This window comes from Bradyrhizobium sp. CCGB01, from assembly GCF_024199795.1.
Classification (GTDB): Bacteria; Pseudomonadota; Alphaproteobacteria; order Rhizobiales; family Xanthobacteraceae; genus Bradyrhizobium.
Map to the genome: position 1 here is coordinate 8,670,001 of NZ_JANADK010000001.1, position 23,795 is coordinate 8,693,795.

The following is a 23,795-nucleotide window of genomic DNA, read 5'->3' on the forward strand; positions in this document are numbered from 1 at the left end:
ACTTAGATGTTTCAGTTCCCTGGGTTTGCTTGAAACCTCCTATGTATTCAGAAGTCTCATACCTTCTCTTGATAACCGGAAATCCAAAACCTCGCGGTCATGGTTCCGATCATTTCTGGTCAAACCCCAAAACCAAAGGTCTTGGAGTTCCGGCTATCGAAGGTGGGTTTCCCCATTCGGAAATCCGTGGATCAAAGCTTCTTCGCAGCTCCCCACGGCTTATCGCAGCGTAGCACGTCCTTCATCGCCTCTCAGCGCCAAGGCATCCACCGAACACCCTTAAGGCACTTGATTGCTCTCATTATCAATGTCCACACACTCGGCAGAATGTTGTCTGTACGATTGCCTTGCGGCACGCGCCCTCGATGAACGCTACGTACAGCCGGACATTGACTAGAAAGACCAGCTTGCTTCGTAAGATCGTTCCGATAGCGAGGCGGTCAAGCTTCGCTAAAAGGATCATTTACAACTCGCTTGTCTCTCAACGCAGCCTTGTGAGCTGCCTTGGAAGACGCACGAGCGCCGAAATGATCCGGAGATAATGAAGGCTCGCGTAGCAATTGCTTGCTGCACGACCCAACTCGGATCGATCTCCTCTTTACGATGTCAGAAATCACGCAACGTCACTGTCCATCCGGACTAGTGGGTGCGAAGTGATGTTTCGCGGACGACGGTACAAGATCTCGGTGATCAAACCATCTGGTGGAGCCAGACGGGATCGAACCGACGACCTCATGCTTGCAAAGCACGCGCTCTCCCAGCTGAGCTATGGCCCCGTAACCAGAAGACGAATGCTCACTCGATGAAAGTGGTGGGCCTGGGAAGACTTGAACTTCCGACCTCACGCTTATCAAGCGCGCGCTCTAACCAACTGAGCTACAAGCCCCTAACGCATATCCTGTTAAGGACCAGGGATTCTGCAAGCTTGCAGCCCCAGCGCGTGTTCGTCCGCGAAGAAAGAGAAACGAAGACGGCGAAATCCCGCCAATGCAGCTCAACAATCCTGACGACTGTTGGCCACTGATGTTTCTAAAACGATCCGATAGTGAGCCGAAGCTCGCTGAAGGATCATCCTTAGAAAGGAGGTGATCCAGCCGCAGGTTCCCCTACGGCTACCTTGTTACGACTTCACCCCAGTCGCTGACCCTACCGTGGCCGGCTGCCTCCCTTGCGGGTTAGCGCACCGTCTTCAGGTAAAACCAACTCCCATGGTGTGACGGGCGGTGTGTACAAGGCCCGGGAACGTATTCACCGTGGCGTGCTGATCCACGATTACTAGCGATTCCAACTTCATGGGCTCGAGTTGCAGAGCCCAATCCGAACTGAGACGGCTTTTTGAGATTTGCGAAGGGTCACCCCTTAGCATCCCATTGTCACCGCCATTGTAGCACGTGTGTAGCCCAGCCCGTAAGGGCCATGAGGACTTGACGTCATCCCCACCTTCCTCGCGGCTTATCACCGGCAGTCTCCTTAGAGTGCTCAACTAAATGGTAGCAACTAAGGACGGGGGTTGCGCTCGTTGCGGGACTTAACCCAACATCTCACGACACGAGCTGACGACAGCCATGCAGCACCTGTGTTCCAGGCTCCGAAGAGAAGGTCACATCTCTGCGACCGGTCCTGGACATGTCAAGGGCTGGTAAGGTTCTGCGCGTTGCGTCGAATTAAACCACATGCTCCACCGCTTGTGCGGGCCCCCGTCAATTCCTTTGAGTTTTAATCTTGCGACCGTACTCCCCAGGCGGAATGCTTAAAGCGTTAGCTGCGCCACTAGTGAGTAAACCCACTAACGGCTGGCATTCATCGTTTACGGCGTGGACTACCAGGGTATCTAATCCTGTTTGCTCCCCACGCTTTCGTGCCTCAGCGTCAGTATCGGGCCAGTGAGCCGCCTTCGCCACTGGTGTTCTTGCGAATATCTACGAATTTCACCTCTACACTCGCAGTTCCACTCACCTCTCCCGAACTCAAGATCTTCAGTATCAAAGGCAGTTCTGGAGTTGAGCTCCAGGATTTCACCCCTGACTTAAAGACCCGCCTACGCACCCTTTACGCCCAGTGATTCCGAGCAACGCTAGCCCCCTTCGTATTACCGCGGCTGCTGGCACGAAGTTAGCCGGGGCTTATTCTTGCGGTACCGTCATTATCTTCCCGCACAAAAGAGCTTTACAACCCTAGGGCCTTCATCACTCACGCGGCATGGCTGGATCAGGGTTGCCCCCATTGTCCAATATTCCCCACTGCTGCCTCCCGTAGGAGTTTGGGCCGTGTCTCAGTCCCAATGTGGCTGATCATCCTCTCAGACCAGCTACTGATCGTCGCCTTGGTGAGCCATTACCTCACCAACTAGCTAATCAGACGCGGGCCGATCTTTCGGCGATAAATCTTTCCCCGTAAGGGCTTATCCGGTATTAGCACAAGTTTCCCTGTGTTGTTCCGAACCAAAAGGTACGTTCCCACGCGTTACTCACCCGTCTGCCGCTGACGTATTGCTACGCCCGCTCGACTTGCATGTGTTAAGCCTGCCGCCAGCGTTCGCTCTGAGCCAGGATCAAACTCTCAAGTTGGACTTGAACTTTGAACCGGCTGATCACAACGTTTGACGAGGTCCCACCATTTTTCCGACGACCGAAGCCGCCGAGCTGCCCGCGATTCACATCGCTGGCAACGATGGTGTTTCCTTTAAAACGTGTACCGCCGAAGTCTTTCGTCCGGTCTCGATCAGAAAAGCCGAAGCTTTTCAGAAGCGAGACCCGCAAGGACTCCGCCGTCCACGTTTCTCTTTCTTCATCTTCACTTGTCAAACAGCCCGGGACCGGAGAGGCCCCAACCTTCCTGAGAGGAAGGGTTCCGACACCCTTACCGACGATGGATGAACTCCAATCGACTTACGTCGACTGTTGTGTCACTCAACAAGGTGAGGAGCATCAGTGGCGCGTTCGCTCGCCTTGGTCAGTGACCCGGCGGCGCCGCGCTCAGTGGTCGGGTTATAGGCCCCCGCACTCGGGATTGTCAACGCCCATTGTCAACAAATCGTCGCACGGTGGATTTCTAAAAAAACTCCAGCGATTCCAGACGATTAGAAAGGCCTGGGACGCACTAACCGGGCCGGCACGGTAAAAAATCTCAAAAAAAGTTTGCCCGCCAGCGGGCTCCGGAGCGGCTTTTGGCGCCCCCTCCAGGCGCCCTCCCCCTGCGCCCTTCCAGACGGCACCCATGTGCCCTGGCAGGCGGCGCCCCATCCAAGCCGGGCTTGGCGTCGTCCACGGCAGACGAACCCCATTCCAAGCCAGACCGGGCTCATTCCACGCCGGAGCTCGTCTTCCGGCCCTGTGGCCAGATGGGTCCCGGCTCCGGGCCGTTCAGGAAACTTTTTCCAGATTAGGCGCCGTACTAGAGCCACAATCCCGCGGCGTTCTGGTACAGACAAGCTTGAATCGCGGGATGCCAGTGGGGGCTGCCGGCGATTTTCATGGGGTCAGAGGAAGGCGATCTTACAGATGACGCGGCCTTCTTCCGACATTCGAGAGACATCGAGAGACCTTTACCCGTCCAGTTGTTCGTAATTTCGGCCGGCCCCATCGAGGGCTTTCTGAGCGCGGGCGCCTGTGCGGCTTGCCTTTTCCGGCGATCCCCCCTCAAGAGGGCGGCCAGGAAGGGTTCGGAAGTGGGCATCTTGGGTCGTTGATTGGGGGACTTCGGTTGAACCACAGGACGTCACGCGGCGCTTACGGGCGTGAGACCGGGATCATCGATCTCGGCCACGAGCCGCCGCTTTCCGTCGATGGTTCCGAGGCCGCCGTCATCGATCGCCGCCGCGTGTCGGTGCAGTGGTTCAGCGGGACAATTCTGACCGGACTCTGCGGCGCAGCCCTGATCGGCGGCGCCGTTTTCGCGTCGCTCGACGGCGAGATGACCTTCGCCAAAGTGCCTGAGCGCGTCGAAGGCGCGCTGCGCGGCGCATTCGGCGCGGCCGATCGCGCCGCCACGCTGCACAAGAGCGACCGCCTGCCGCCGCCGAGCGAATCCACGGCATCGCGCAACATCATGCGCGTCTCAACGGTCGCCCGCGTCGGCAACCGCGACGTGATGCGGGTGCGCCCGTTCGTCCGGATCGCCGGCAATCTGTCGATGACGACGAGCGACCTGTCGGCGAAAATCCCGCCGTTCAACGCCCAACGCATGCTGACCGACGTCGGCTCCGATCCCAAGACCGCATCCGACGATCCCAACAATCCCGAGGCCGTCGAGCCCGACGCGGAAGTCTCCTTCGTCACCAAGGACCTGTCGCCGGTGCTGCCGAAGGCCAAGATTTCCGCGGTGGTGGCGCTCGACGACATCCTGATGCGGGTGCGCGATGCCGCCAACTGGCGCGGCAATGGCGGTGTCCGCTACGCCTCGCTCGCCAATGCAACCGCCGACGTTTCCGGCGCGACCGGACCGTCCGACATCAGAACCGCCTACGCCAGCGAAGTGTCGTCGTCCGATCCCTATGCCGGCTTTGAGACGCGCGTGGTGCCGGAAAACGTCACGCTGCTGCCGAAGACCAAGGAGCAGATCACCGGCGGAAATCCGAACGGCGAACGCGTCCACATGGTCAAGAAGGGCGACAGCGTCGGCTCCGTGCTGCGCGATCTCGGCGCGACGGCCGAGGAAATCAAGGCGATCGCCGCAACGCTCGGCCCGCGCGGCCGCGACGGCGGCCTGAAGGAAGGCGAGAAGCTCCGCATCCTGATGGCGCCCGCAAGCCCCGGCGCCCGTTTGCAACCTTACCGCGTCGTCGTCGCCAACGAGACCATGGTCGAGGCGATCGCGGCGTTGTCCGATCTCGGCAAATACGTCGCGGTCGACGTCTCCAGCATGAACACCGTCGCGGACGCTGCGGCCAACGCCAGCAGCGACGACGATGACGACGATGACGGCACTGGCGTGCGGCTCTACCAGAGCATCTACGAGACCGCGATGCGCAACAAAGTGCCGATGCCCGTCATCGACGACATGATCAAGATCTACTCCTACGACGTCGATTTCCAGCGCAAGGTGGCACCGGGCGATTCCTTCGACGTGTTCTATGCCGGCGAAGACGAGGGCGTGACGTCGAGCGAGAAGAACGACGTTCTGTTCGCCTCGCTCACCGTCGGCGGCGAGACCAAGAAATATTACCGCTACCAGAGCCCCGACGACGGCGTCGTCGACTACTATGACGAGACCGGCAAGAGCGCGAAGAAGTTCCTGGTCAGGAAGCCCGTCAACAACGCGATCATGCGCTCCGGCTTCGGCGGCCGCCGCCATCCGATCCTGGGCTATGTGAAGATGCACACCGGCGTCGACTGGGCCACCACCTACGGCACGCCGATCTTCGCCTCCGGCAACGGCGTGATCGAGAAGGTCGGCCCCGAGGGCGGCTACGGCAAATATATCCGCATCAAGCACAACAACGGCTACGAGACCGCCTACGGCCACATGTCGGCTTTCGCCAAGGGCATGGAGCCGGGCAGGAAGGTGCGGCAGGGCCAGGTGATCGGCTTCGTCGGATCGACCGGCGCATCGACCGGCCCGCATGTGCACTACGAAATCCTGGTCAACGGCCGCTTCGTCGACCCGCTGCGCGTAAAATTGCCGCGCGGCCGTTCGCTGGAAGGCCCGATGCTGGCCGGCTTCGAGAAGGAGCGCGACCGGCTCGACGCGATGATGAGCGGCCGCAACGGCGCCATCGCCCGCATGTCGGACGCAACCGGCGGCCCGTTGCAGGTCACCAACCGCTGATACGGTCACCGTCGGAAATCGACCGGACGTTCTTGCAAACATGATCCGATGCGGCATCGTCAAACGACGACGTTTCGCTGCGTCTCAACTTCAAGTTTCGTTTGCCAAAGCGGCATGAGGGGCGAATACTTTCCAAAAAACGGGAGGTCTCGCCATGAAGAACAGGCTCGCCTGCGCAGCCTTCGTCGCTGCAATTTTCTCGACCACGAGCGTATTGGCCGAGAGCTGGGAGGTCACCCGGCTCGTCCCGGGCTCGGCGTTCCACGGCGTGCACGGGCTCGGCATCGACAAGGCCGGCCATCTGTTTGCCGGCAGCGTCGCGGGCGCGGCGCTCTACGAGGTCGATATTGCAGGCGGCACGGCCAAGATCGCGATTCCCGCTCCGATCGGAATGGCCGACGACATCGCGTTCGCCCCCGACGGCACCATGGCCTGGACCGGCTTCCTGACCGGCGACCTCTATTCGCGCAAGGGCGACGGCCCGATCAAGAAGCTGGCGACCGGCCTTCCCGGCATCAACTCGCTCGCCTTCCGCAAGGATGGCAGGCTCTACGCCACGACCGTCTTCCTCGGCGACACGCTCTACGAGATCGACGTCGAGGGCGTCAAACCGCCGCGCCAGATCATGGAGAAGATGGGCGGCCTCAACGGCTTCGAGTTCGGTCCCGACGACAAGCTCTACGGTCCGCTCTGGTTCAAGGGACAGGTCGCGAAAGTCGACGTCGACAAGGCCGAGCTGACCGTCGTCGCGGACGGCTTCAAGGTCCCGGCCGCGGTGAACTTCGATTCCAAAGGCAATCTCTGGGTGGTCGACACCGCGCTTGGCCAGCTCGTCCGGGTCGATCCCAAGTCGGGCACCAAAACCATGGTCGCGCAACTGAAGCCGTCGCTGGACAATCTCGCGATCGACGACAAGGACCGCATCTACGTCTCCAACATGGCCGACAACGGCATCCAGGAGGTCGATCCCGCGACCGGCCAGGCCCGGCAGATCATCATCGGCAAGCTCGCCCTGCCCGGCGGCATCGGCGTCACCTCCGACAACGGCAAGGATACGATCCACGTCGCCGACGTGTTCGCCTATCGCACGGTGGACGGTGCGACCGGCGAGGTCACCGAGAAGGCGCGCATGCACGCCGACGGCACCACGCTCGAATATCCGATGAGCGCGACGGCGAAAGGCAACGACGTGATCCTGTCGAGCTGGTTCACCGGCACGGTGCAGGTGATCGACGGCAAGACCGGCGCCACCCGCGACATGCTGCACGGCTTCAAGGCGCCGCATGACGCCATCGTGCTCGCGGACCGCAGCATCCTGGTGGCCGAGCTCGGCACCAAATCGCTGGTCCGCGTCGGCGGCGAGCATGGCAAGGACCGCACCACGCTGATCGGCGGGCTCGAAGGTCCGGTCGGACTCGTCGGCGGAGCGAGCGGCGAGGTCTACGTCACCGAGTCCTTCACGGGTGTCGTATCCAAGATCGGGACAAACGGCGAAAAGACCGTGCTCGCCAAGGAGTTGAAAATGCCCGAAGGCATCGCGCGCGGGAGCGACGGCAAGCTGATCGTGGCGGAAGTCGGCGCCAAGCGACTGATCGAGATCGAGCCGGAGAGCGGCAAGGTCACCGAGATCGCTGCCAATCTTCCAATCGGCTTGATGGGCGCACCCGGCGGCCTGCCCAGCAACATCCCGACCGGCGTCGCGATCGGCGCGAGCGGCGTGATTTATTTCAGCTCGGATATCGAGAACGCGATCTACAAGGTGGTGAGGAAGTAGCGGCCGCCAACAGATCCGGCCGCCCGACCTGACACGACAATTCGCCCCGGAGAGATAATCTCTCCGGGGCGGCTTGTTGTTTCAGGCGGCGATGGCGTTCAGTGACGTGACGATCAGTTCAGCTTGCGCTTCGACACCGGCGCCTCGAACTGGGCGATCTCCGCAGTCTGCGCCGCCTTGCCGTTGAAGGTCAGGACGTTGCCTTCGGCCGAGATCGCAACGTTGTCGCCATCCCTGACGTCGCCGCCCAAAATCATCTCGGCGAGCGGGTCCTGGAGGTAGCGCTGGATCACGCGCTTGAGCGGCCGTGCGCCGTAGGCGGGATCCCAGCCCTTGGTAGCGAGCCAGTCGCGCCCCGCGGCATCGAGCGTCAGCACGATCTTGCGATCGGTCAAAAGCTTCTGGAGCCGGGCGAACTGGATCTCGACGATCCGGCCCATCTCGCTCCGCTGCAAGCGGTGGAACAGGATGATCTCGTCGACACGGTTGAGGAATTCGGGGCGGAAATGCCCGCGCACCATTCCCATCACCTGCTCACGCACGGCCGAGGTGTCTTCGCCCTCCGGTTGATTGACCAGAAACTCCGAACCGAGGTTCGAGGTCATAATGATCAGCGTGTTGCGGAAATCGACGGTACGACCCTGGCCGTCGGTCAGGCGGCCGTCGTCGAGCACCTGCAACAGGACGTTGAAAACGTCCGGATGCGCTTTCTCGATCTCGTCGAACAGCACGACCTGGTAAGGCCGGCGCCGCACCGCTTCGGTGAGCGCGCCGCCCTCGTCATAACCGACATAGCCCGGAGGCGCACCGATCAGCCGCGAGACCGAGTGCTTCTCCATGTACTCGGACATGTCGAGGCGGACCATCGCGGTCTCGTCGTTGAACAGATACTCCGCGAGCGCCTTGGTCAGCTCGGTCTTGCCGACGCCGGTGGGGCCTAAGAACATGAACGAGCCGGTCGGCCGGTTCGGGTCCTGCAGGCCTGCGCGCGAACGGCGCACGGCGGTCGCGACCGCACGCACGGCCTCGGCCTGGCCGACGACGCGGGTGCCGAGCTGCTCCTCCATCTTCAGGAGCTTCTCCTTCTCGCCTTCCAGCATCTTGTCGACGGGCACGCCGGTCCAGCGCGAAACCACCTGCGCGATGTGGTTGGCGGTAACAGCCTCTTCCATCATCTCGCCGGAGTTTTCACGAGCCTCGATATCCGCGAGGTGTTTCTCCAGCTGCGGAATCCGGCCATAGGCCAGCTCGCCAGCTTTCTGGAATTCGCCGCGCCGCTGGGCGTCGGCGAGATCGACGCGCAGGGCGTCGAGCTCGGACTTGAGCTTCTGGGCGTCGGAAAGCTTGTTCTTCTCCGCGCTCCAGCGTGAGGTCAGCGCAGCCGACTTCTCCTCGAGCTCGGCGAGTTCCTTCTGGAGCGTCTCGAGACGGGACTTGGAGCCGAGGTCGCTTTCCTTCTTGAGCGCTTCCTGCTCGATCTTGAGCCGGATGATCTCGCGGTCGAGCGAATCCAGCTCTTCCGGCTTGGAATCGACCTGCATCTTCAGCCGCGCGGCCGCCTCGTCCATGAGGTCGATCGCCTTGTCCGGCAGGAAGCGGTCGGTGATGTAGCGGTTGGACAGCGTCGTCGCCGCCACCAGCGCGGAATCGGTGATCCGCACGCCGTGATGCTGCTCGTACTTGTCCTTCAACCCACGCAGGATCGAGATGGTGTCCTCGACGGAGGGCTCGCTGACGAAGATCGGCTGGAAGCGCCGCGCCAGCGCCGCATCCTTCTCGACGTGCTTGCGGTACTCGTCGAGCGTGGTCGCGCCGATGCAGTGCAGCTCGCCGCGCGCGAGCGCGGGCTTGAGCAAATTGGATGCGTCCATCGCGCCGTCGCCCTTGCCGGCGCCGATCAGCGTATGCATCTCGTCGATGAACAGGATGAAGGTGCCTTCGCTCGCGGTGACTTCCTGGAGCACGGCCTTCAGCCGCTCCTCGAACTCGCCGCGGTATTTCGCACCGGCGATCAGCGCGCCCAGATCGAGCGACAGCAGCTTCTTGTCCTTGAGGCTCTCGGGCACATCGCCATTGACGATGCGCAGCGCGAGCCCTTCCGCGATGGCGGTCTTGCCGACGCCGGGCTCACCGATCAGGACAGGATTGTTCTTGGTCCGGCGCGACAGCACCTGAATGGTGCGGCGGATCTCCTCGTCGCGGCCGATGACCGGATCGAGCTTGCCGTCGCGCGCCGCCTGGGTCAGGTCGCGGGCATATTTCTTCAGCGCGTCATAGGCGTTCTCGGCGGTCGCCGAGTCCGCCGTGCGGCCCTTGCGCAGCGCCTCGATGGCGGCGTTGAGATTTTGCGGAGTGACGCCGCCCTTGGCCAGGATCGTGCCGGCTTCGCTGGTCTTCTCCAGCGTGAGCCCGAGCAGCAGCCGCTCGACGGTGACAAAGCTGTCGCCGGCCTTCTCGCCGGCCTTCTCAGCCGCGTCGAAAGTGCGGGCGAGCTCGGGTGCCAGATAGATCTGGCCGGCGCCACCGCCGGAGACCTTCGGCACCTTGTTAAGGGCGTCCTCGGTCGCCTTGAGGATTGCGCGGGAATTACCGCCGGCGCGGTCGATCAGGCCGGAAGCCAAGCCCTCATTGTCGTCCAGCAGAACCTTCAGGACGTGCAGGGTCGAAAACTGCTGGTGCCCCTCGCGCACCGCAAGCGACTGCGCGGACTGGACGAAGCCCCTGGAGCGTTCGGTATATTTTTCGATGTTCATGTCTTTTCTTTCCCTCGGCCTGCCCCTGGAGCCCTCTAAGGCACTCCAAACGGCATCTTCATTGGGTTTCCGCTGGCTGTGTTGACGTTCCTCAACCAACAGCGGTCGTTATCAGCCGGCGCTGGCGCCGGCCTGACCCAGATGTGGGAAGCGTGCCCGCGGATCGGAAGAGGCGCGTTCACAATTTCGTGCGCTGATCCGCCCGCTTGGCGGGGCCGGGTCGAATCCCCTAAGTAGCGGCATGACAGCCAGCCAGACTGCCGAGATCACCGGCCTCTACCGCTACCCGATCAAGGGCCTGACGCCGGAGGCCCTTTCCAGCGTCCCCTTGCGGATCGGCCAGACCCTGCCCGCCGACCGCCGCTACGCCATCGAGAACGGCCCAAGCGGGTTCGATCCCGAGGCACCGGCCTGGAAGCCGAAAATCCAGTTTCTGATGCTGGCGCGCAATGAGCGGCTGGCGACCCTCGACAGCCGGTTCGAGGACGCGAGCAATCGCCTGACCATCCGCAAGGACGGCCAGACCGTCGCCAGCGGCGATCTCGAGACCGCCGCCGGGCGCGCCGCCATCGAGGACTATTTCAGCGAGAACTTTCAGCCGGAGCTGAAGGGCCCGCCAAAAGTCCTGTCGGGCCGCGACCACAGCTTTTCCGACGTCGCCCGCAAGGTGGTGTCGATCATCAATCTCGACAGCGTCCGCGCCATCGAAGCCATGCTCGGCGGCACCGCCGTCAATCCGCTGCGCTTCCGCGCCAATCTCTATGTGAAGGGCTGGCCGGCCTGGTCAGAGCTCGACCTCGTGGGACAGACGCTCGCGATCGGCCAGGCCCGGCTCAAGGTGGTCAAGCGCATCGTTCGCTGCCCGGCCACCAATGTCGACCCTGAAACCGGCGCACGCGATCTCGAGATCCCGCCGACGCTGTCGCGCCATCTCGGCCACATGGACTGCGGCATCTATGCCGAGGTGATCGCCGACGGCGAGATCGGCGTGGGCGATGTCGTGGCAGTGGAAGAGCCGAAGCTGGTGTGACGGTGCGTAGGGTGGGTTAGCCGCAGGCGTAACCCACCAACTTCGTTCGGCAGACGAGGAAGCATGGTGGGTTACGCCAGCGGACCGCGCTTCGCGCGACCGCTAGCTAACCCACCCTACGCACTACGGCTCCGTCGTCAGTTCGGCATCACATACGCATAGATCCGGCCGCGCGAGACCGGCGCCTCGCGAACACGATTGCCGTTGTTGCCGGAGATCATGATCGGATTGCCCTGCGCGTCGACGCCGGTGATGATGCCGACATGGCCGCCGCGGCGGCCGCGCGACATGACTGCGATGGCGCCGACCTGCGGACCGGAGACACGCGTGCCGTAGCGCGCGAACGAGCTCGCCATGTCGGAGCCGGTGCCCTGATGTCCGGTATGCTGGAGCACCATGTTCATGAAGCGCGCGCACCACAGGCTGCCGCGCCCGGTCGGATTGCCGCCGATATAGCGGCGCGCCTCGGACACGAGACCCGATCCGCCGCCGAGGCTGCTGCCTGCAGCCATGCCGTTATTGGCCATGCCGCCGACGTTGGCGTTCGGATTGTAGCTGGCCTGGGTGTCGGCAAAGCCATTCGTCTGCAACTGCGCCGCGCTGCGCTCGAAGCGCGAGCTGCGGGCATGATGCCGATAATGACGGTAATGATGATGTCTGGCGTGGTGCACGTAACCGTGCCGCTCTGCGCTATGACGATGATGCGGCCGCGCCGAGGCCGGAGAAACGAATGCGGCGACCGCCGCGAAGAACAGCGCCAGCGCGACAACACAACGCGACAGGCGAGACGCAAACAACTCGAACATACTTCATCCTTCGTTGACACCCCCACTTCCCAATCAGCCCGTGCACTGGCCGACATCCGTCAGGCCGTTAAGCCGCCACATGTGGCGAGAAAAAGACAGCCGTGACCGCGAATGGCTGCGATGATTTTGTGCTGTGCCGGTTTGATGCTGCCGCATTGCGGACAATAGCATTAACTGCAATCCTTCAAATGCGGCTTGAAGAGAGGGAAACAGTTAATGCCCCACGCCACGACCAGGGACGACGTCCGCATTTATTTCGAGGAAGCGGGCCAGGGAACGCCGATTATTTTTCTGCACGAGTTCGCGGCGGACTACACCAATTGGGAGCCGCAGATGCGCTATTTTTCGCGCGGCCACCGCTGCATCACCTATTCCGCGCGCGGCTACACGCCGTCGGACGTGCCCGATGGCGAGGTCTACACCTACACGCATTTCTACACTGACGCGCTCGCGGTGCTCGATCATCTCAAGATCGATCGCGCGCATCTCGTCGGACTGTCGATGGGGGCGTACTCGTCGCTCCAGATCGGACTGAACGCGCCGCAGCGCGCGCTGTCCATGACGCTGGCCGGCGTGGGCTCCGGATCGGAGATCGAGAATCTCGACAATTGGCGCAAGCAGTGCCGCGCCAATGCCGGGCAATTCGAGACGCTGGGCTCGGCTGAAGTCGCAAAAGTCACGCGCGAGGCACCGAGCCGCATTCCCTTCCTGGTGAAGGACCCGCGCGGCCACGCCGATTTCTATGCCGCACTGGCACGGCATGACGCCAGGGGCTCGGCGAACACGATGCGCGGCTTCCAGGGCGGACGTCCCTCGATCTTTGCGATGACGGATGCGATCGAGAAGGTGATGACGCCCGCGCTGATCATTTGCGGTGACGAGGACGACCCGTGCGTTGGGGCGAGCCTATTCCTGAAGAAGCACCTGCCCGCGGCGGGCCTGACGATGTTTCCGAAGTCCGGCCACGTGCTCAATCTCGAAGAGCCCGCGCTGTTCAACGAGAGCGTGGAGCGGTTCGTGACGCTGGTGGAAGCCGGGCGCTGGCCGGTGCGCGATCCGAGATCTCTCGCCGCGCACTGACTGTCAGGGCATCGCCGCTGCCACGCCAAGTCTCAGACCTCTTGAGCAGCCGGCAGCGGAGGCAACGCAGGGTTTTCGGCGGACGCCAAACGCCTGACGCTGGCTTCGATCGAGACCAGCAAGAACAGGAACATGATGAAGATGAAATAGGAGAAGGCACCCGCGGCGACATACAGGGCGACGGGGACCGTCAATCGCAGGGCCAGCCTCTGGTTTTGCTCTTCCTGGAATTCCTGAGAGACGAGTTGCAGCTCGCCTTGCAGCTTGTTGAAGAACCACACCACGAAATACGGCGCGCGGGTGGGAGGCGTTGCGGCCGTGAAGCGATCCATCGCGGACGAATATTGCTTGTCCTTGTTCGCCGTCGCCAGCGCCGGCGCGCGCGCGCTCAGCCTCCTCGCATAGTCGAACAGCAGCGAGCGCCACAACACCTCGATGTTGCCCTCGTCAAGCGCATTCCTGTCGTCCAGCGCGGCATAGCCGCGGAAGCGTGCGCCGTTGTTGTGCAGCCAATCCGAGAACTGCGAGGCGTTTTCGAAGCTGGCTCCCAGCGCACCATCGAGAAACCTGTTGAACTGCTGCAATATCTCGGGGTCCAGACGCTTGCCTTTTTCATACGCCAGATTGTCGGAGCCGCCGGTTTCCTTGACGATCGGCGCATCCGCCGGAAAAACCTCCCTGATCAGCCTGACCGGATCTGTCGCCTGGCGAAACCGGTCGATCTGCCCGGCGATCCGCACGCTCGGGTTCGGAGCGAACTGCGCATACAATGCAAAGGCCAGCGCCAGGATCGTGATGAGGAAGGACACCATCGCGGTCGCGATGACCGTCCCTCTCAGGAGGCGAACAAAGAACGTCTCGACATTGCTCAGCATGACACTCACTTCTTGTTCAGGATGATTCCCGACCCACTGAGCCTGGATTGGCGATCCTTGTAATCCTCGTAGCTCTCGATGGTCTCAAATCCGTTCGCCTTTGCCGTTGCGAGACGATCAAGCCGGCCCGTATCGTAGAGGCCGTTGAGCGAACTCAAGGCACGCTTCAAAGCGGCGAGATCTCCCTCGGCTTGCGCCGTTGCCACGGCATCGACGGCGGTCTTCAGCTCCTGCACCAGCGGCGCATCGAAGCCGACGCCTTGCAGCTTCGCGTTCACGATCGCCACTTTCCGGCCCGCCACGTCGGAGACCCGGGTGAACTCGGCGGCTTCATCGAAGATCGCAGAAGCCGTATCGCAGTCCGACGTGAGGCTCTTCAGCGAGGCCGAATCCGTGGCGTCGCTGACGGTGGCAAGCCGGGACGCGATCTCGTCCAGCCTCGTCTGGAAGTTTTTGTTCGGAAGGTCTCCACGATGATAGGTAACCCTGCTCAGCGTATCCTTGATCCGTTGCCGCGCGCGCTCATCGGGATCGAGCCGTGCGATTGCCGGCGGCGATGAGACCTGCGGAGGTGACGGCGCCGCCGAGACCGGCGGGGGCGGCGAAGGTGCAGGCGCCGGCGCAGGTGCGGCCGGCTCGGGGATCGAAGGCGCGCGGATATTCGCCTGAACCTGCGGCTGGACGGCGTCCGGTCCCGAGAACGTGGACGCATCCACCGCAAGGAATCGCAACGTGCCTCGCCCACCCTGATCCCAGTTGGCGGCCCAGACGAAACCCGGTCCACCGGCCAGGCGGTAGATGGGCAAGCCGAGTTGCGCGGATCGACGGAAGTTGCCGAGAAAATCCACCATCAGCCCGGCCCTGACGTCCCGGCCCTGCGCGAGCTGAGCGACGTTGTTTGCGTCGAGCGGCAGCAACGTGACCGCGCCCCAGCTGGCCATGAGCCCCTGCAAGCCGTCAATCTGCGCCATGGTCGTCACGTGGGGCTGGGCTCCGTACTTCTTCGCAAGGCGCGCGATATCTTCATTCGCCTCGTTGCCGCTGAACCAGGCAGGCTCCAAAAACCGGTTCACGTAGGAGACCGTGCCGTCGGGCGAATGCAGGATCGAGTAGGACGATACGAACGGCCCCCGTCTCGAGCTTTCCGGCACCTTGCGTGTGCACCAGGTCAAGCCGCTGAACTGCTCGCTGGGGTTACACTGATACTGCCGATAGACGGAGCTCTCGAAGCTGACCTTCGCGCCGAGGCTGAGGCCATCGACCGCATAGATCGAGATCACACTCGGGCTCGAGCCAAGACTTGGAGAATTTTGCACGACGCCGCTTCGGCAGAAACGGCGCACCTCGGCAAGCCGGCCGTCGTTCGGACTGAAGCCCTGCTGGACCACCTGTCCGATGGACGTGCCACGCTGGCGAAGATTGTCCTCGATACAGGAGATCTCGGCTGGCGGAAGCTTGCGCCACTCGGCCTGGATGGCCTGGTTGATGGCAGACTGAACCAGGCCGCCGAAGATGTTGACGATGTCGCTTCCGCTCTGGGCGAATACTGTTTCGCACGTCAAGCCGACACTGAACAGCACAGCGAGTGCCGGCAGCGTTCTACCCATAGTCTCAGCCCTTAGCCGTTTCCCCAGCAACATTATGACTTAAGGAAACGAGGACATGCAACCGAGAGGCTCAACTTTGGCCGGCCGCCGAATTGAGAACTTTAGTCTAGTTGCCCGCACGAGGTAGCGGCGGGCCGCTTCTCGGCGTGAGGGTCTGCGAGCCTTACTTCCGCCCGCCCCGGCTCAGCAGAAACACCCCCTGCTCGCCGAACATATTCCACACCCACCACGGCAATCGCAGCCGCAGCGGACGGCCGTAGAGGTCCAGCGCCTCGGCGCGCTCCATCTTGACACCGATCGCATCGCAGAGCTCGACGAAGTCCTTGATGGTGCAGAAATGGATATTGGCGGTGTCGTACCAGGTCGCGGGCAGGTTCTCGGTGCGCGGCATGTGGCCGCCGATCAGGAGCTGGAGCCGCATCTTCCAGAAGCCGAAATTCGGGAACGACACGATGGCGCGGCGGCCGATGCGCAGCAGATTCTCCAGCACGACCCGCGGCTGTCGCGTCGCTTGCAGCGTCTGCGACAGGATGACGTAATCGAAGGCATCGTCGGGATAATTGACGAGATCGGTGTCGGCATCGCCCTGCACCACCGCGAGGCCCTTGGCGACGCAGCGGTTGACGCCCTCGCGCGACAGCTCGATGCCGCGACCGTCGATGCCGCGGGTCTCCAGAAGCTGGAGCAGGTCGCCCTCGCCGCAGCCGACGTCGAGCACTTTCGAACCGGGCTTGACCATCTCGGCGACCAGCAGATGGTCGGCGCGATACTGGCCGGATTGCTCCGTCGCAACGCCGCCCAGCGGCAACACTTCCTGTGCAGACATCGCTAGCCGTCCCTGTCAGTCATTCTTGCCGGTGAGCCCGCGCGCTTTCCCTGCCGATTGCAGGAAGGCGCGGGCGATATCGAAGAATTCGGGCACGTCGAGCAGGAAGGCGTCATGGCCGCGATCGGTCTCGATCTCGGCGAACGACACCCGCGCGCTCGACGCATTCAGCGCATGCACCAGCGCGCGCGATTCCGAGGTCGGAAACAGCCAGTCGCTGGTGAAGGAGACCACGCAGAAGCGCGTCTCGATGCCCGCGAACGCTTTCGCCAGCACGCCGCCATGGTCGCCGGCGATGTCGAAATAATCCATCGCGCGGGTCAGATAGAGATAGGCGTTGGCGTCGAACCGCTCGACGAAGGACGAGCCCTGGTAGCGCAGATAGGACTCGACCTGGAAATCAGCGTCGAACGAGAAGGTCGGCAGCTCGCGGTCCTGCATGCGGCGGCCGAACTTACGATGCAGCGCGGCGTCCGACAGATAGGTGATGTGCGCGGCCATGCGTGCGACCGCAAGTCCGCGATGCGGATGGATGCCCTGGTCCGTGTAGCGGCCGTTGTGCCAGTCGGGATCGGCCATCACCGCCTGGCGGCCGAGCTCGTGGAAGGCGATGTTCTGCGCCGAGTGCCGCGTCGAACAGGCGATTGCGAGTGCGGAGTACACGCGCTTGGGATAGGCCGCGGTCCATTGCAGCACCTGCATGCCGCCCATCGAGCCGCCGACCACCGCAAACAGCGTGTCGATGCCGAGACGGTCGATCAGCATTGCCTGCGCGCGCACCATGTCGGGGATGGTGATCACAGGGAAATCCAGGCCCCACACCTTGCCGGTCGCGGGATTGATCGAGGCCGGCCCGGTCGAGCCCATGCAGCCGCCGATCACGTTGGCGCAAATGATGAAGTATTGTTGAGGATCAAGAGGTCGGCCGGGACCGACCAGCGTCTCCCACCAGCCGGACTTGCCGGTGACGGGATGCACGTTGGCGACATGCTGATCGCCCGTCAGCGCATGGCAGATCAGGACCGCGTTGGAGCGATCGGCGTTGAGCTCGCCATAGGTCTGATAGGCAATCTGGAACGGGGAGAGATCGACGCCGCAATCGAGCCGCAGCGGCTGGTCGGCGCCGAACTGCGCAACCTGCGAACTCGGATGATCCACCTCATGCGACCGATCGTCGGCGCTGATCGCGGGGCTCGGTACGGACTTGACGCCACCCATCTCTGACATCGACCTCGTTTGCGACCGGCTGTTAAGCCGCCGCTGACATCAGGCCATGAAAAACCCGGCCTGAACGATAGGTTCGGCCGGGATCGAAAGGGTCCCCGGCCTGTTTAGCGAGTTTTTTAACGTGGCTGCAAGCCGGCCGGCTCAAATGACCACGGAACAGGCAAAAACTACTGTCTTGGACGGTTTTCGTCAAGTCACGGCCCGGATCAGCCAATTTCATCTCGGTCTCATCAGCCAAACAGGCCGTCATTTCTCTTTGCTTTCGCCGTCCTGACTGCCTAATCAGGACATCGACCGCAGCGGGTCCGACCCTACCAAACGACTTGGCCCAACCCGCATTAAAACGCCTCTCAACAGCCCCTGTCAGATATGTCCCAACGTCCGCCCGCGCCACCATCGCTCCAGGAATTGCGCAAGGAGATCGACGCGATCGACGAGGGCATGCATCGCCTGCTGATGCAGCGCGGCGACATCATCGACCGCCTGATCCAGGTGAAGCAGACCCAGGAGGTCGGCTCGGCGTTCCGCCCGGCGCGCGAGGCCGCCATGATGCGTGACCTCGTGCAGCGCCATCGCGGCATCCTGCCGCTCGACACGGTCGAGAGCATCTGGCGCGTCATCATCTCCACGTTCACCTATGTCCAGGCGCCGTTCTCCGTGCATGCCGACATCTCGGTGAACGAGCCCGCGATGCGCGATTCCGCGCGCTTCCATTTCGGCTTCACCGTGCCTTACGTCGCGCATTTCAGCGCGCAGGCGGCGGTCGAGGCGGTGGCGAAATCCAAGGGCGACCTTGCGCTGGTCTCGGCAACCTCGAGCCGCACGCCGTGGTGGCTGGAGCTGGAAGCCAACGGTGCGCCGAAGATCATTGCGCGGATGCCCTTCGTCGAGCGCGCCGACCATCCGGCCGCACTGCCGGTGTTCGCGATCTCGCGCGTCGCCGACAGCGCCCTGGTGACCGAGGTCGAGACCTTCAGCGTGCGCGTGTCCGGGTGGAACGCCGAGGTCGCGCGGACGCTCTCGCCGCTCGCCGAGATCGTGGCGGTGCCCGATACCGCCTTTGACGGCGCGGCATTGCTGGTCTCGGTCACGAGCGCGACCAGCATCGAGAAAATCAAGGCTGCCTTGATCGAAGCGGGGGCCTCGGTGCGCTCCACGGCCCTCGTCGGCAGCCACGCAACGCGCTATACGGTGCCCCCGACCGGGCCGAAATCGTAAGTCACGAGCAGCCCAGCCTATCCGGAGTTGAAGATGTCCCGCCCCGTGCCGAATCCCGGCATTCTCGATATTGCGCCCTACACGCCCGGCAAGAGCCCGGTCGCCGAGCCGGGCCGCAAGGTGTTCAAGCTCTCGGCCAACGAGACGCCGTTCGGGCCTTCGCCGAAGGCGATCGAGGCGTTCAAGAACGTGGCGGCGCATCTGGAAGATTATCCGGAAGGGACCTCGCGCGTGCTGCGCGAAGCGATCGGCCGCTCGTTCGGGCTCGACCCCAACCGCATCATCTGCGGCGCCGGCTCGGACGAGATCCTCAATCTGCTCGCTCACACCTATCTCAGCCAGGGCGACGAGGCGATCTCGACCACCCACGGCTTCCTGGTGTACCCGATCGCGACCATGGCGGTCGGCGCCAAGAACGTCGTCGCGCAGGAAACCAACCTCACCTGCGACGTCGATGCCATCCTCAAGGCGGTGACGCCGAAGACGAAGCTGGTCTGGCTCGCGAACCCCAACAATCCGACCGGCACCTATGTGCCGTTCGACGAGGTCAAGCGCCTGCGCGCCGGCCTGCCCTCGCACGTGCTGCTGGTGCTGGACGCTGCCTACTCTGACTACGTCTCGCGCAACGATTACGAGATGGGAATCGAGCTCGTCGCGACCACCGAGAACACGGTGGTGACGCACACCTTCTCCAAGATCCACGGCCTCGCGGCGCTGCGCATCGGCTGGATGTTCGGGCCCGAGCACGTCATCGACGCCGTCAACCGCATCCGCGGTCCCTTCAACGTGTCGACGCCGGCGATGTATGCCGCGGTCGCCGCGATCGAGGACACCGCGCACCAGGCGATGTCGAAGCAGTTCACCGAGACCTGGCGCAACTGGCTGACCGAGGAGATCGGCAAGCTCGGACTGAAGGTGACGCCGGGCGTCGCCAATTTCGTGCTGATCCACTTCCCCGAAAAGGGCAAGACCTCCGACGAGACCGATGCCTATCTCACCAGGCGCGGGCTGGTGTTGCGCGCACTCAAGAACTACGGCCTGCCGCATTCGCTGCGCATGACCATCGGCACCGAGGAGGCCAACCGCCTCGTCGTCGATGCCTTGCGCGACTTCATGGCCGGCAAATGAGCGCCAATCCGCACTTCCAGCGCGTCGCGCTGATCGGCTTCGGCCTGATCGGCGGCTCGATCGCGCGCGCTGCGAAGCTTCAGGGCCTGGCCGGCGAGATCGTCACCACCGCGCGCTCGGAGAAGACACGCGCGCGGGTGATGGAGCTCGGCATCGTCGACCAGGTCGTGGCGACCAATGCGGAAGCGGTGAAGGATGCCGATCTCGTCATCCTCTGCATTCCCGTCGGCGCCTGCGGGCCGGTGGCGCAGGAGATCGCGCCGCACCTGAAGCCCGGTGCGATCGTCTCCGACGTCGGCTCGGTCAAGGGCGCGATCGTCAGGGACATGGCGCCGCATCTGCCGAAGAACATTCATTTCGTGCCGGCGCATCCGGTCGCGGGCACCGAGCATTCGGGCCCCGACTCCGGTTTCGCCGAGCTCTTCATCAACCGCTGGTGCATTTTGACGCCGCCGGAAGGCGTCGATGCGGCGGCCACGGATCGGCTGCGCGCTTTCTGGGCAGCGATGGGCGCCAAGGTCGAAATCATGACGCCGGATCATCATGATCTCGTGCTCGCGATCACCAGCCATCTGCCGCATCTGATCGCCTACACCATCGTCGGCACCGCCGACGAGCTGGCGCAGGTGACGGAGTCCGAGGTCATCAAGTTCTCTGCCGGCGGCTTCCGTGATTTCACCCGCATCGCAGCGTCCGATCCGACGATGTGGCGCGACGTCTTCCTCGCCAACAAGGAAGCCGTGCTGGAGATGCTCGGCACCTTCACCGAGGATCTCGCAAAGCTCACCCGCGCCATCCGCCGCGGCGACGGCGAGGCGCTGTTCGACCACTTCACCCGCACCCGCGCGATCCGCCGCGGCATCGTCGAGATCGGTCAGGATTCGGCAGCAGCGGATTTCGGCCGGCAGCACGGGCAGCTCGGCAAGAAGCCGTAGCTCTCACCTTCGTCATTGCGAGCGCAGCGACGAAGCAATCCAGACTGTTTCCGAGGAGAAAGTCTGGATTGCTTCGCTTCGCTCGCAATGACGGAGGTATCAATACAGCGGCGGGATCTGGCCGACCTTGACCGGGCCGAGCAGCACGGCGCCGTCGACGAATTTCAGCGGGAAGCTGCGGGCCTTCTTGCCTTCCAGCGTGCTCTCGGTGCCGATCGAATTGATGCCGGCGGCAACGCCGGCATTGGCGTTCTGCTTGATGACCTTGCCGAGGCCGGGAACGGCGCGGTCGAGCGCGCCGAACAGATTGTTGAGGTCCTGCGACTTCACGCCGGGGGCAACACGATCAAGCGTCGCCTGCGGCACGCCCTCTTCCAGCATCTTCTCGATGCCGAGCGCCGGGATCACGCGCTCGAGGCCGGTCACGGTCATCTGCAATTCGCCGTCGAGTCGGCCATTGGCCGAGAGTCCGAGCGTGCCGGCCGCAACCGCAATCATCTCGCCCTGCTGGATCCGCGACTGCACGATCTCGATGTGACCGCCGGCGGCCTGGATCTCGCGGAAGCGCTGCGGCCAGGGTTTTGGCGTGATGTCGGAGAGCCCGGTGATCTTCGCGCGCGTGTCCGCCTCGAACGGCTCGGCCAGCAGTGGATGGACGCCCTGGATGCTGCCCTGCGCGACATGGAGCACGGTCTCGATCACGGGATGATCGGACGTCGATCCTTCCGCGAGACGGCCGTGCAGCTCGACCTGCTTGGCGCGCGCGAGCGGCACCTGCACGCTGCCGTCGAGCCGGTTGATGACGGGATCGTCGAACACGATGGAGGCGCGGTCCGGCACCGCCGGCAGGCCGACCACGCTGCTGCGGCCCTTGCTCCAGTTCACCACGAAGGTGTTTTGCGTGACGCCGTCGGTCAACGTCGCAGGCGCGGTGAATTCGGCGATGACGCGCTTGGGATCGTAGATCTGGGCAACGACCAGGATGTTGTCGAGCCTGGCCGTGAACGGCGTCTTGCTGGCGTTCTGCGACACCAGGGCGACGCTGGCGCCGGAACACTGGACCTCGAAGCGGAACGGGAAGCCGGCGATCGAGCGCTTGGTGCAATCGTAGATGCGGCCGGACTTGGCCTCCTGCGCCCGCCAGGCGTCTGCGGCAATCTCGGCCTGCGACGCCGCATAGAACCAGAAGCAGCTCCACGCGACGGCGAGGATCAGGAGGATAATGGGGGCGATGAAAAGGCCCCAACGGGGGCGGCGGCCTGTGGCAACGGTCATATCGGACATGCGGCGACCCTTTGACCCCAGATTCAGGCAAATGTAAGCGAGGCCGGCCCCCGACGAAAGGTGGAGAATTCGCTTCGCTTGGGGGCACGGTTCTGGTAGCCGTGCCCGAAATGTCCGAAATCACCCTCCCCTCCGTCACCACTGCCAAGGGCGACCTCTGGGTGTTCGGCTATGGCTCGCTGATGTGGCGGCCGGGTTTCGAATTCAGGGACCGCGTCCCGGCGCGGCTGGTCGGCGAGCATCGCGCGCTCTGCGTCTATTCCTTCGTGCACCGTGGTACGCCGGAGCAGCCGGGCCTGGTGCTCGGGCTCGACCGCGGCGGCGCCTGCCGCGGCATTGCTTTTCGCGTCGCCGAGAAGGACCGCGCCGACGTCGTCGCCTATTTGCGCGCGCGCGAGCAGGTCACCTCGGTCTATCGCGAGGTGATGCGCTCGGTGTGGCTGGAGAACGATGCACGGCAGCGCGTCTCCGCGCTCGCCTATGTCGTCGACCGCGGTCATGTCCAATATGCCGGCCGGCTGTCGCTCGCCGACCAGCATCGCCATGTCGTCCAGGGCCACGGCCAGTCCGGCGCCAACCGCGATTACGTGACGGCAACGGTGAAAGCGATCGAGGCGGAAGGTTTTCGCGACGCCCAGCTGCATCAGCTCGCGGCGATGCTGCATGGCGATGCACAGCACGCGCCGGCTCCCGCAGAAGATCGAGAGAACCGCTAGGTCTCCGACGGCGCGTAGCTCGGCGACGAGCCGATGAGCTGCTCCTGCTCTTTGCGGCCCGCTTCGACGAGGCGGCCGGTCGCGTCTTCGATGGCGGTTTGCACGCGTGAGAGAAATTCGTCCTTCGGCAGGCCCGCTGGCAGCGGATCGAGGAACTCCACCACCAGCGTGCCGGGATAGCGCATGAAGGTGCGGCGCGGCCAGAACAGGCCGGAATTGAGTGCGATCGGCAGGCACGGCACAGCGCAGGATGAATAGATCTGCGCAAAGCCGGTCTTGTAGTCGGGCGCAGCGCCGGGCGCCCGGCGCGTTCCTTCCGGAAAGATCACCAGCTGCCCGCCTGCGCGCACCGCCTCGCGCGCCCGCCGCGTCATGTCCAGCAGCGCCTTCACGCCGGCCTTGCGATCGATCGCGATCATCCCGGTCTTGACCAGGAACTGGCCGAAGACCGGGATCTGCATGAGCTGACGCTTGAGGATGAAGATCGGGCGATGGAAGAAGCCCGGCAGCACGAACGTCTCCCAGAACGACTGGTGCTTCGCCGCGATCACCAGCGGCCCTGCCGGAATCTTCTCCTGCCCACGAAACTCGACCTTGATGTTGCAGATCACGCGCATCAGGAACAGCGTCGCCTTCGCCCACCATTGCGCGACCGTCAGCATGGCGCGCGGCGGCAATGCGAAGGTCGGCAGCGCCACGATCGCAAGGCCCACCAGCACGGCGTAGAACAGCACGTTGAACAGGAGCGAGCGCAGGAAGATCAAAGGCAT

General features: G+C 63.4%; 16 protein-coding genes, 2 tRNA genes, 2 rRNA genes and 1 riboswitch (1 of these 21 running past the window's edge). Of the genes, 8 read left to right on the top strand and 12 right to left on the bottom strand.

Annotated features, from left to right (window positions below):
- The 4 genes from NLM25_RS40810 to NLM25_RS40825 form a co-directional block, all read right to left on the bottom strand.
- Positions 1-294 (bottom strand): 23S ribosomal RNA (locus NLM25_RS40810) (it extends 2,553 nt beyond the left edge of the window).
- Positions 295-700: 406 nt separating this feature from the next.
- Positions 701-776: transfer RNA gene (locus NLM25_RS40815), tRNA-Ala, on the bottom strand.
- 33 nt (positions 777-809) lie between these two features.
- A tRNA-Ile gene (locus tag NLM25_RS40820) sits at positions 810-886 on the bottom strand.
- Between the two features lie 192 nt (positions 887-1,078).
- Positions 1,079-2,567, bottom strand: a 16S ribosomal RNA gene (locus tag NLM25_RS40825).
- Together the 16S and 23S rRNA genes with 2 tRNA genes alongside form the textbook arrangement of a ribosomal RNA operon.
- A 1,135-nt stretch (positions 2,568-3,702) precedes the next feature.
- Here NLM25_RS40825 and NLM25_RS40830 point away from each other — a divergent pair.
- Complete coding sequence (locus NLM25_RS40830; protein ID WP_254123523.1) at positions 3,703-5,766, top strand: M23 family metallopeptidase; 2,064 nt, start codon at positions 3,703-3,705, stop codon at positions 5,764-5,766.
- Positions 5,767-5,920: 154 nt separating this feature from the next.
- On the top strand, positions 5,921-7,540 hold the full coding sequence (locus NLM25_RS40835) for a hypothetical protein (protein ID WP_254140672.1): 1,620 nt from the start codon (positions 5,921-5,923) through the stop codon (positions 7,538-7,540).
- A 113-nt stretch (positions 7,541-7,653) separates the two neighbouring features.
- Here NLM25_RS40835 and clpB read toward each other — a convergent pair whose 3' ends face one another.
- A complete protein-coding gene (gene clpB / locus NLM25_RS40840) occupies positions 7,654-10,293 on the bottom strand; it encodes an ATP-dependent chaperone ClpB (RefSeq protein WP_254140673.1) in 2,640 nt (879 codons plus the stop codon).
- 241 nt (positions 10,294-10,534) lie between these two features.
- On the opposite strand from clpB, the gene NLM25_RS40845 reads away from it, so the two are divergent.
- A complete protein-coding gene (locus NLM25_RS40845; RefSeq protein WP_254140674.1) occupies positions 10,535-11,323 on the top strand; it encodes an MOSC domain-containing protein in 789 nt (262 codons plus the stop codon).
- A 137-nt stretch (positions 11,324-11,460) separates the two neighbouring features.
- On the opposite strand, the gene NLM25_RS40850 is transcribed toward NLM25_RS40845, so the two are convergent.
- Positions 11,461-12,129 carry a TIGR02594 family protein gene (locus tag NLM25_RS40850; RefSeq protein WP_254140675.1) on the bottom strand — a complete coding sequence of 223 codons (669 nt, stop codon included), beginning with the start codon at positions 12,127-12,129 and terminating at the stop codon, positions 11,461-11,463.
- Positions 12,130-12,345: 216 nt separating this feature from the next.
- Between NLM25_RS40850 and NLM25_RS40855 the strand changes: the two genes are divergently transcribed.
- Positions 12,346-13,209, top strand: coding sequence for an alpha/beta fold hydrolase (locus NLM25_RS40855; protein WP_254140676.1), 864 nt, complete (start codon positions 12,346-12,348; stop codon positions 13,207-13,209).
- A gap of 32 nt (positions 13,210-13,241) precedes the next feature.
- Here the strand turns inward: NLM25_RS40855 and NLM25_RS40860 are convergent, their stop codons facing one another.
- The 4 genes from NLM25_RS40860 to NLM25_RS40875 all read right to left on the bottom strand — a co-directional run bounded on the left by NLM25_RS40860 (position 13,242) and on the right by NLM25_RS40875 (position 17,735).
- On the bottom strand, positions 13,242-14,084 hold the full coding sequence (locus NLM25_RS40860; protein WP_254140677.1) for a hypothetical protein: 843 nt from the start codon (positions 14,082-14,084) through the stop codon (positions 13,242-13,244).
- A 5-nt stretch (positions 14,085-14,089) separates the two neighbouring features.
- On the bottom strand, positions 14,090-15,691 hold the full coding sequence (locus NLM25_RS40865; RefSeq protein WP_254140678.1) for a hypothetical protein: 1,602 nt from the start codon (positions 15,689-15,691) through the stop codon (positions 14,090-14,092).
- A gap of 163 nt (positions 15,692-15,854) precedes the next feature.
- Positions 15,855-16,517 (bottom strand): methionine biosynthesis protein MetW, encoded by a 663-nt coding sequence (gene metW / locus NLM25_RS40870; RefSeq protein ID WP_254140679.1) that lies wholly within the window; start codon positions 16,515-16,517, stop codon positions 15,855-15,857.
- A 15-nt stretch (positions 16,518-16,532) separates the two neighbouring features.
- On the bottom strand, positions 16,533-17,735 hold the full coding sequence (locus NLM25_RS40875) for a homoserine O-acetyltransferase (protein ID WP_254141353.1): 1,203 nt from the start codon (positions 17,733-17,735) through the stop codon (positions 16,533-16,535).
- Between the two features lie 92 nt (positions 17,736-17,827).
- A riboswitch (SAM riboswitch) is annotated at positions 17,828-17,907 on the bottom strand.
- A gap of 206 nt (positions 17,908-18,113) precedes the next feature.
- Here NLM25_RS40875 and NLM25_RS40880 point away from each other — a divergent pair.
- Genes NLM25_RS40880 through NLM25_RS40890 form a run of 3 tightly spaced genes read left to right on the top strand, consistent with a single transcriptional unit; the run spans position 18,114 to position 21,025 of the window.
- Positions 18,114-18,962 (top strand): chorismate mutase, encoded by an 849-nt coding sequence (locus NLM25_RS40880; RefSeq protein ID WP_254123532.1) that lies wholly within the window; start codon positions 18,114-18,116, stop codon positions 18,960-18,962.
- A gap of 33 nt (positions 18,963-18,995) precedes the next feature.
- Positions 18,996-20,090, top strand: coding sequence for a histidinol-phosphate transaminase (gene hisC / locus NLM25_RS40885; protein ID WP_254140680.1), 1,095 nt, complete (start codon positions 18,996-18,998; stop codon positions 20,088-20,090).
- The gene (locus NLM25_RS40890) at positions 20,087-21,025 is read left to right on the top strand and encodes a prephenate/arogenate dehydrogenase family protein (protein ID WP_254140681.1); all 939 of its coding nucleotides are present in this window, start codon (positions 20,087-20,089) and stop codon (positions 21,023-21,025) included. Before hisC ends, NLM25_RS40890 begins: the two co-directional genes overlap by 4 nt.
- A gap of 99 nt (positions 21,026-21,124) precedes the next feature.
- On the opposite strand, the gene NLM25_RS40895 is transcribed toward NLM25_RS40890, so the two are convergent.
- Positions 21,125-22,309: a DUF2125 domain-containing protein gene (locus tag NLM25_RS40895; RefSeq protein ID WP_254140682.1), complete on the bottom strand. Its 1,185-nt coding sequence runs from the start codon at positions 22,307-22,309 to the stop codon at positions 21,125-21,127.
- Between the two features lie 110 nt (positions 22,310-22,419).
- Here NLM25_RS40895 and NLM25_RS40900 point away from each other — a divergent pair, with 110 nt between their 5' ends.
- Positions 22,420-23,025, top strand: coding sequence for a gamma-glutamylcyclotransferase (locus tag NLM25_RS40900; RefSeq protein ID WP_254123536.1), 606 nt, complete (start codon positions 22,420-22,422; stop codon positions 23,023-23,025).
- Here the strand turns inward: NLM25_RS40900 and NLM25_RS40905 are convergent.
- Complete coding sequence (locus NLM25_RS40905; protein ID WP_254140683.1) at positions 23,022-23,795, bottom strand: 1-acyl-sn-glycerol-3-phosphate acyltransferase; 774 nt, start codon at positions 23,793-23,795, stop codon at positions 23,022-23,024. The two genes, NLM25_RS40900 and NLM25_RS40905, sit on opposite strands and share 4 nt — an antisense overlap.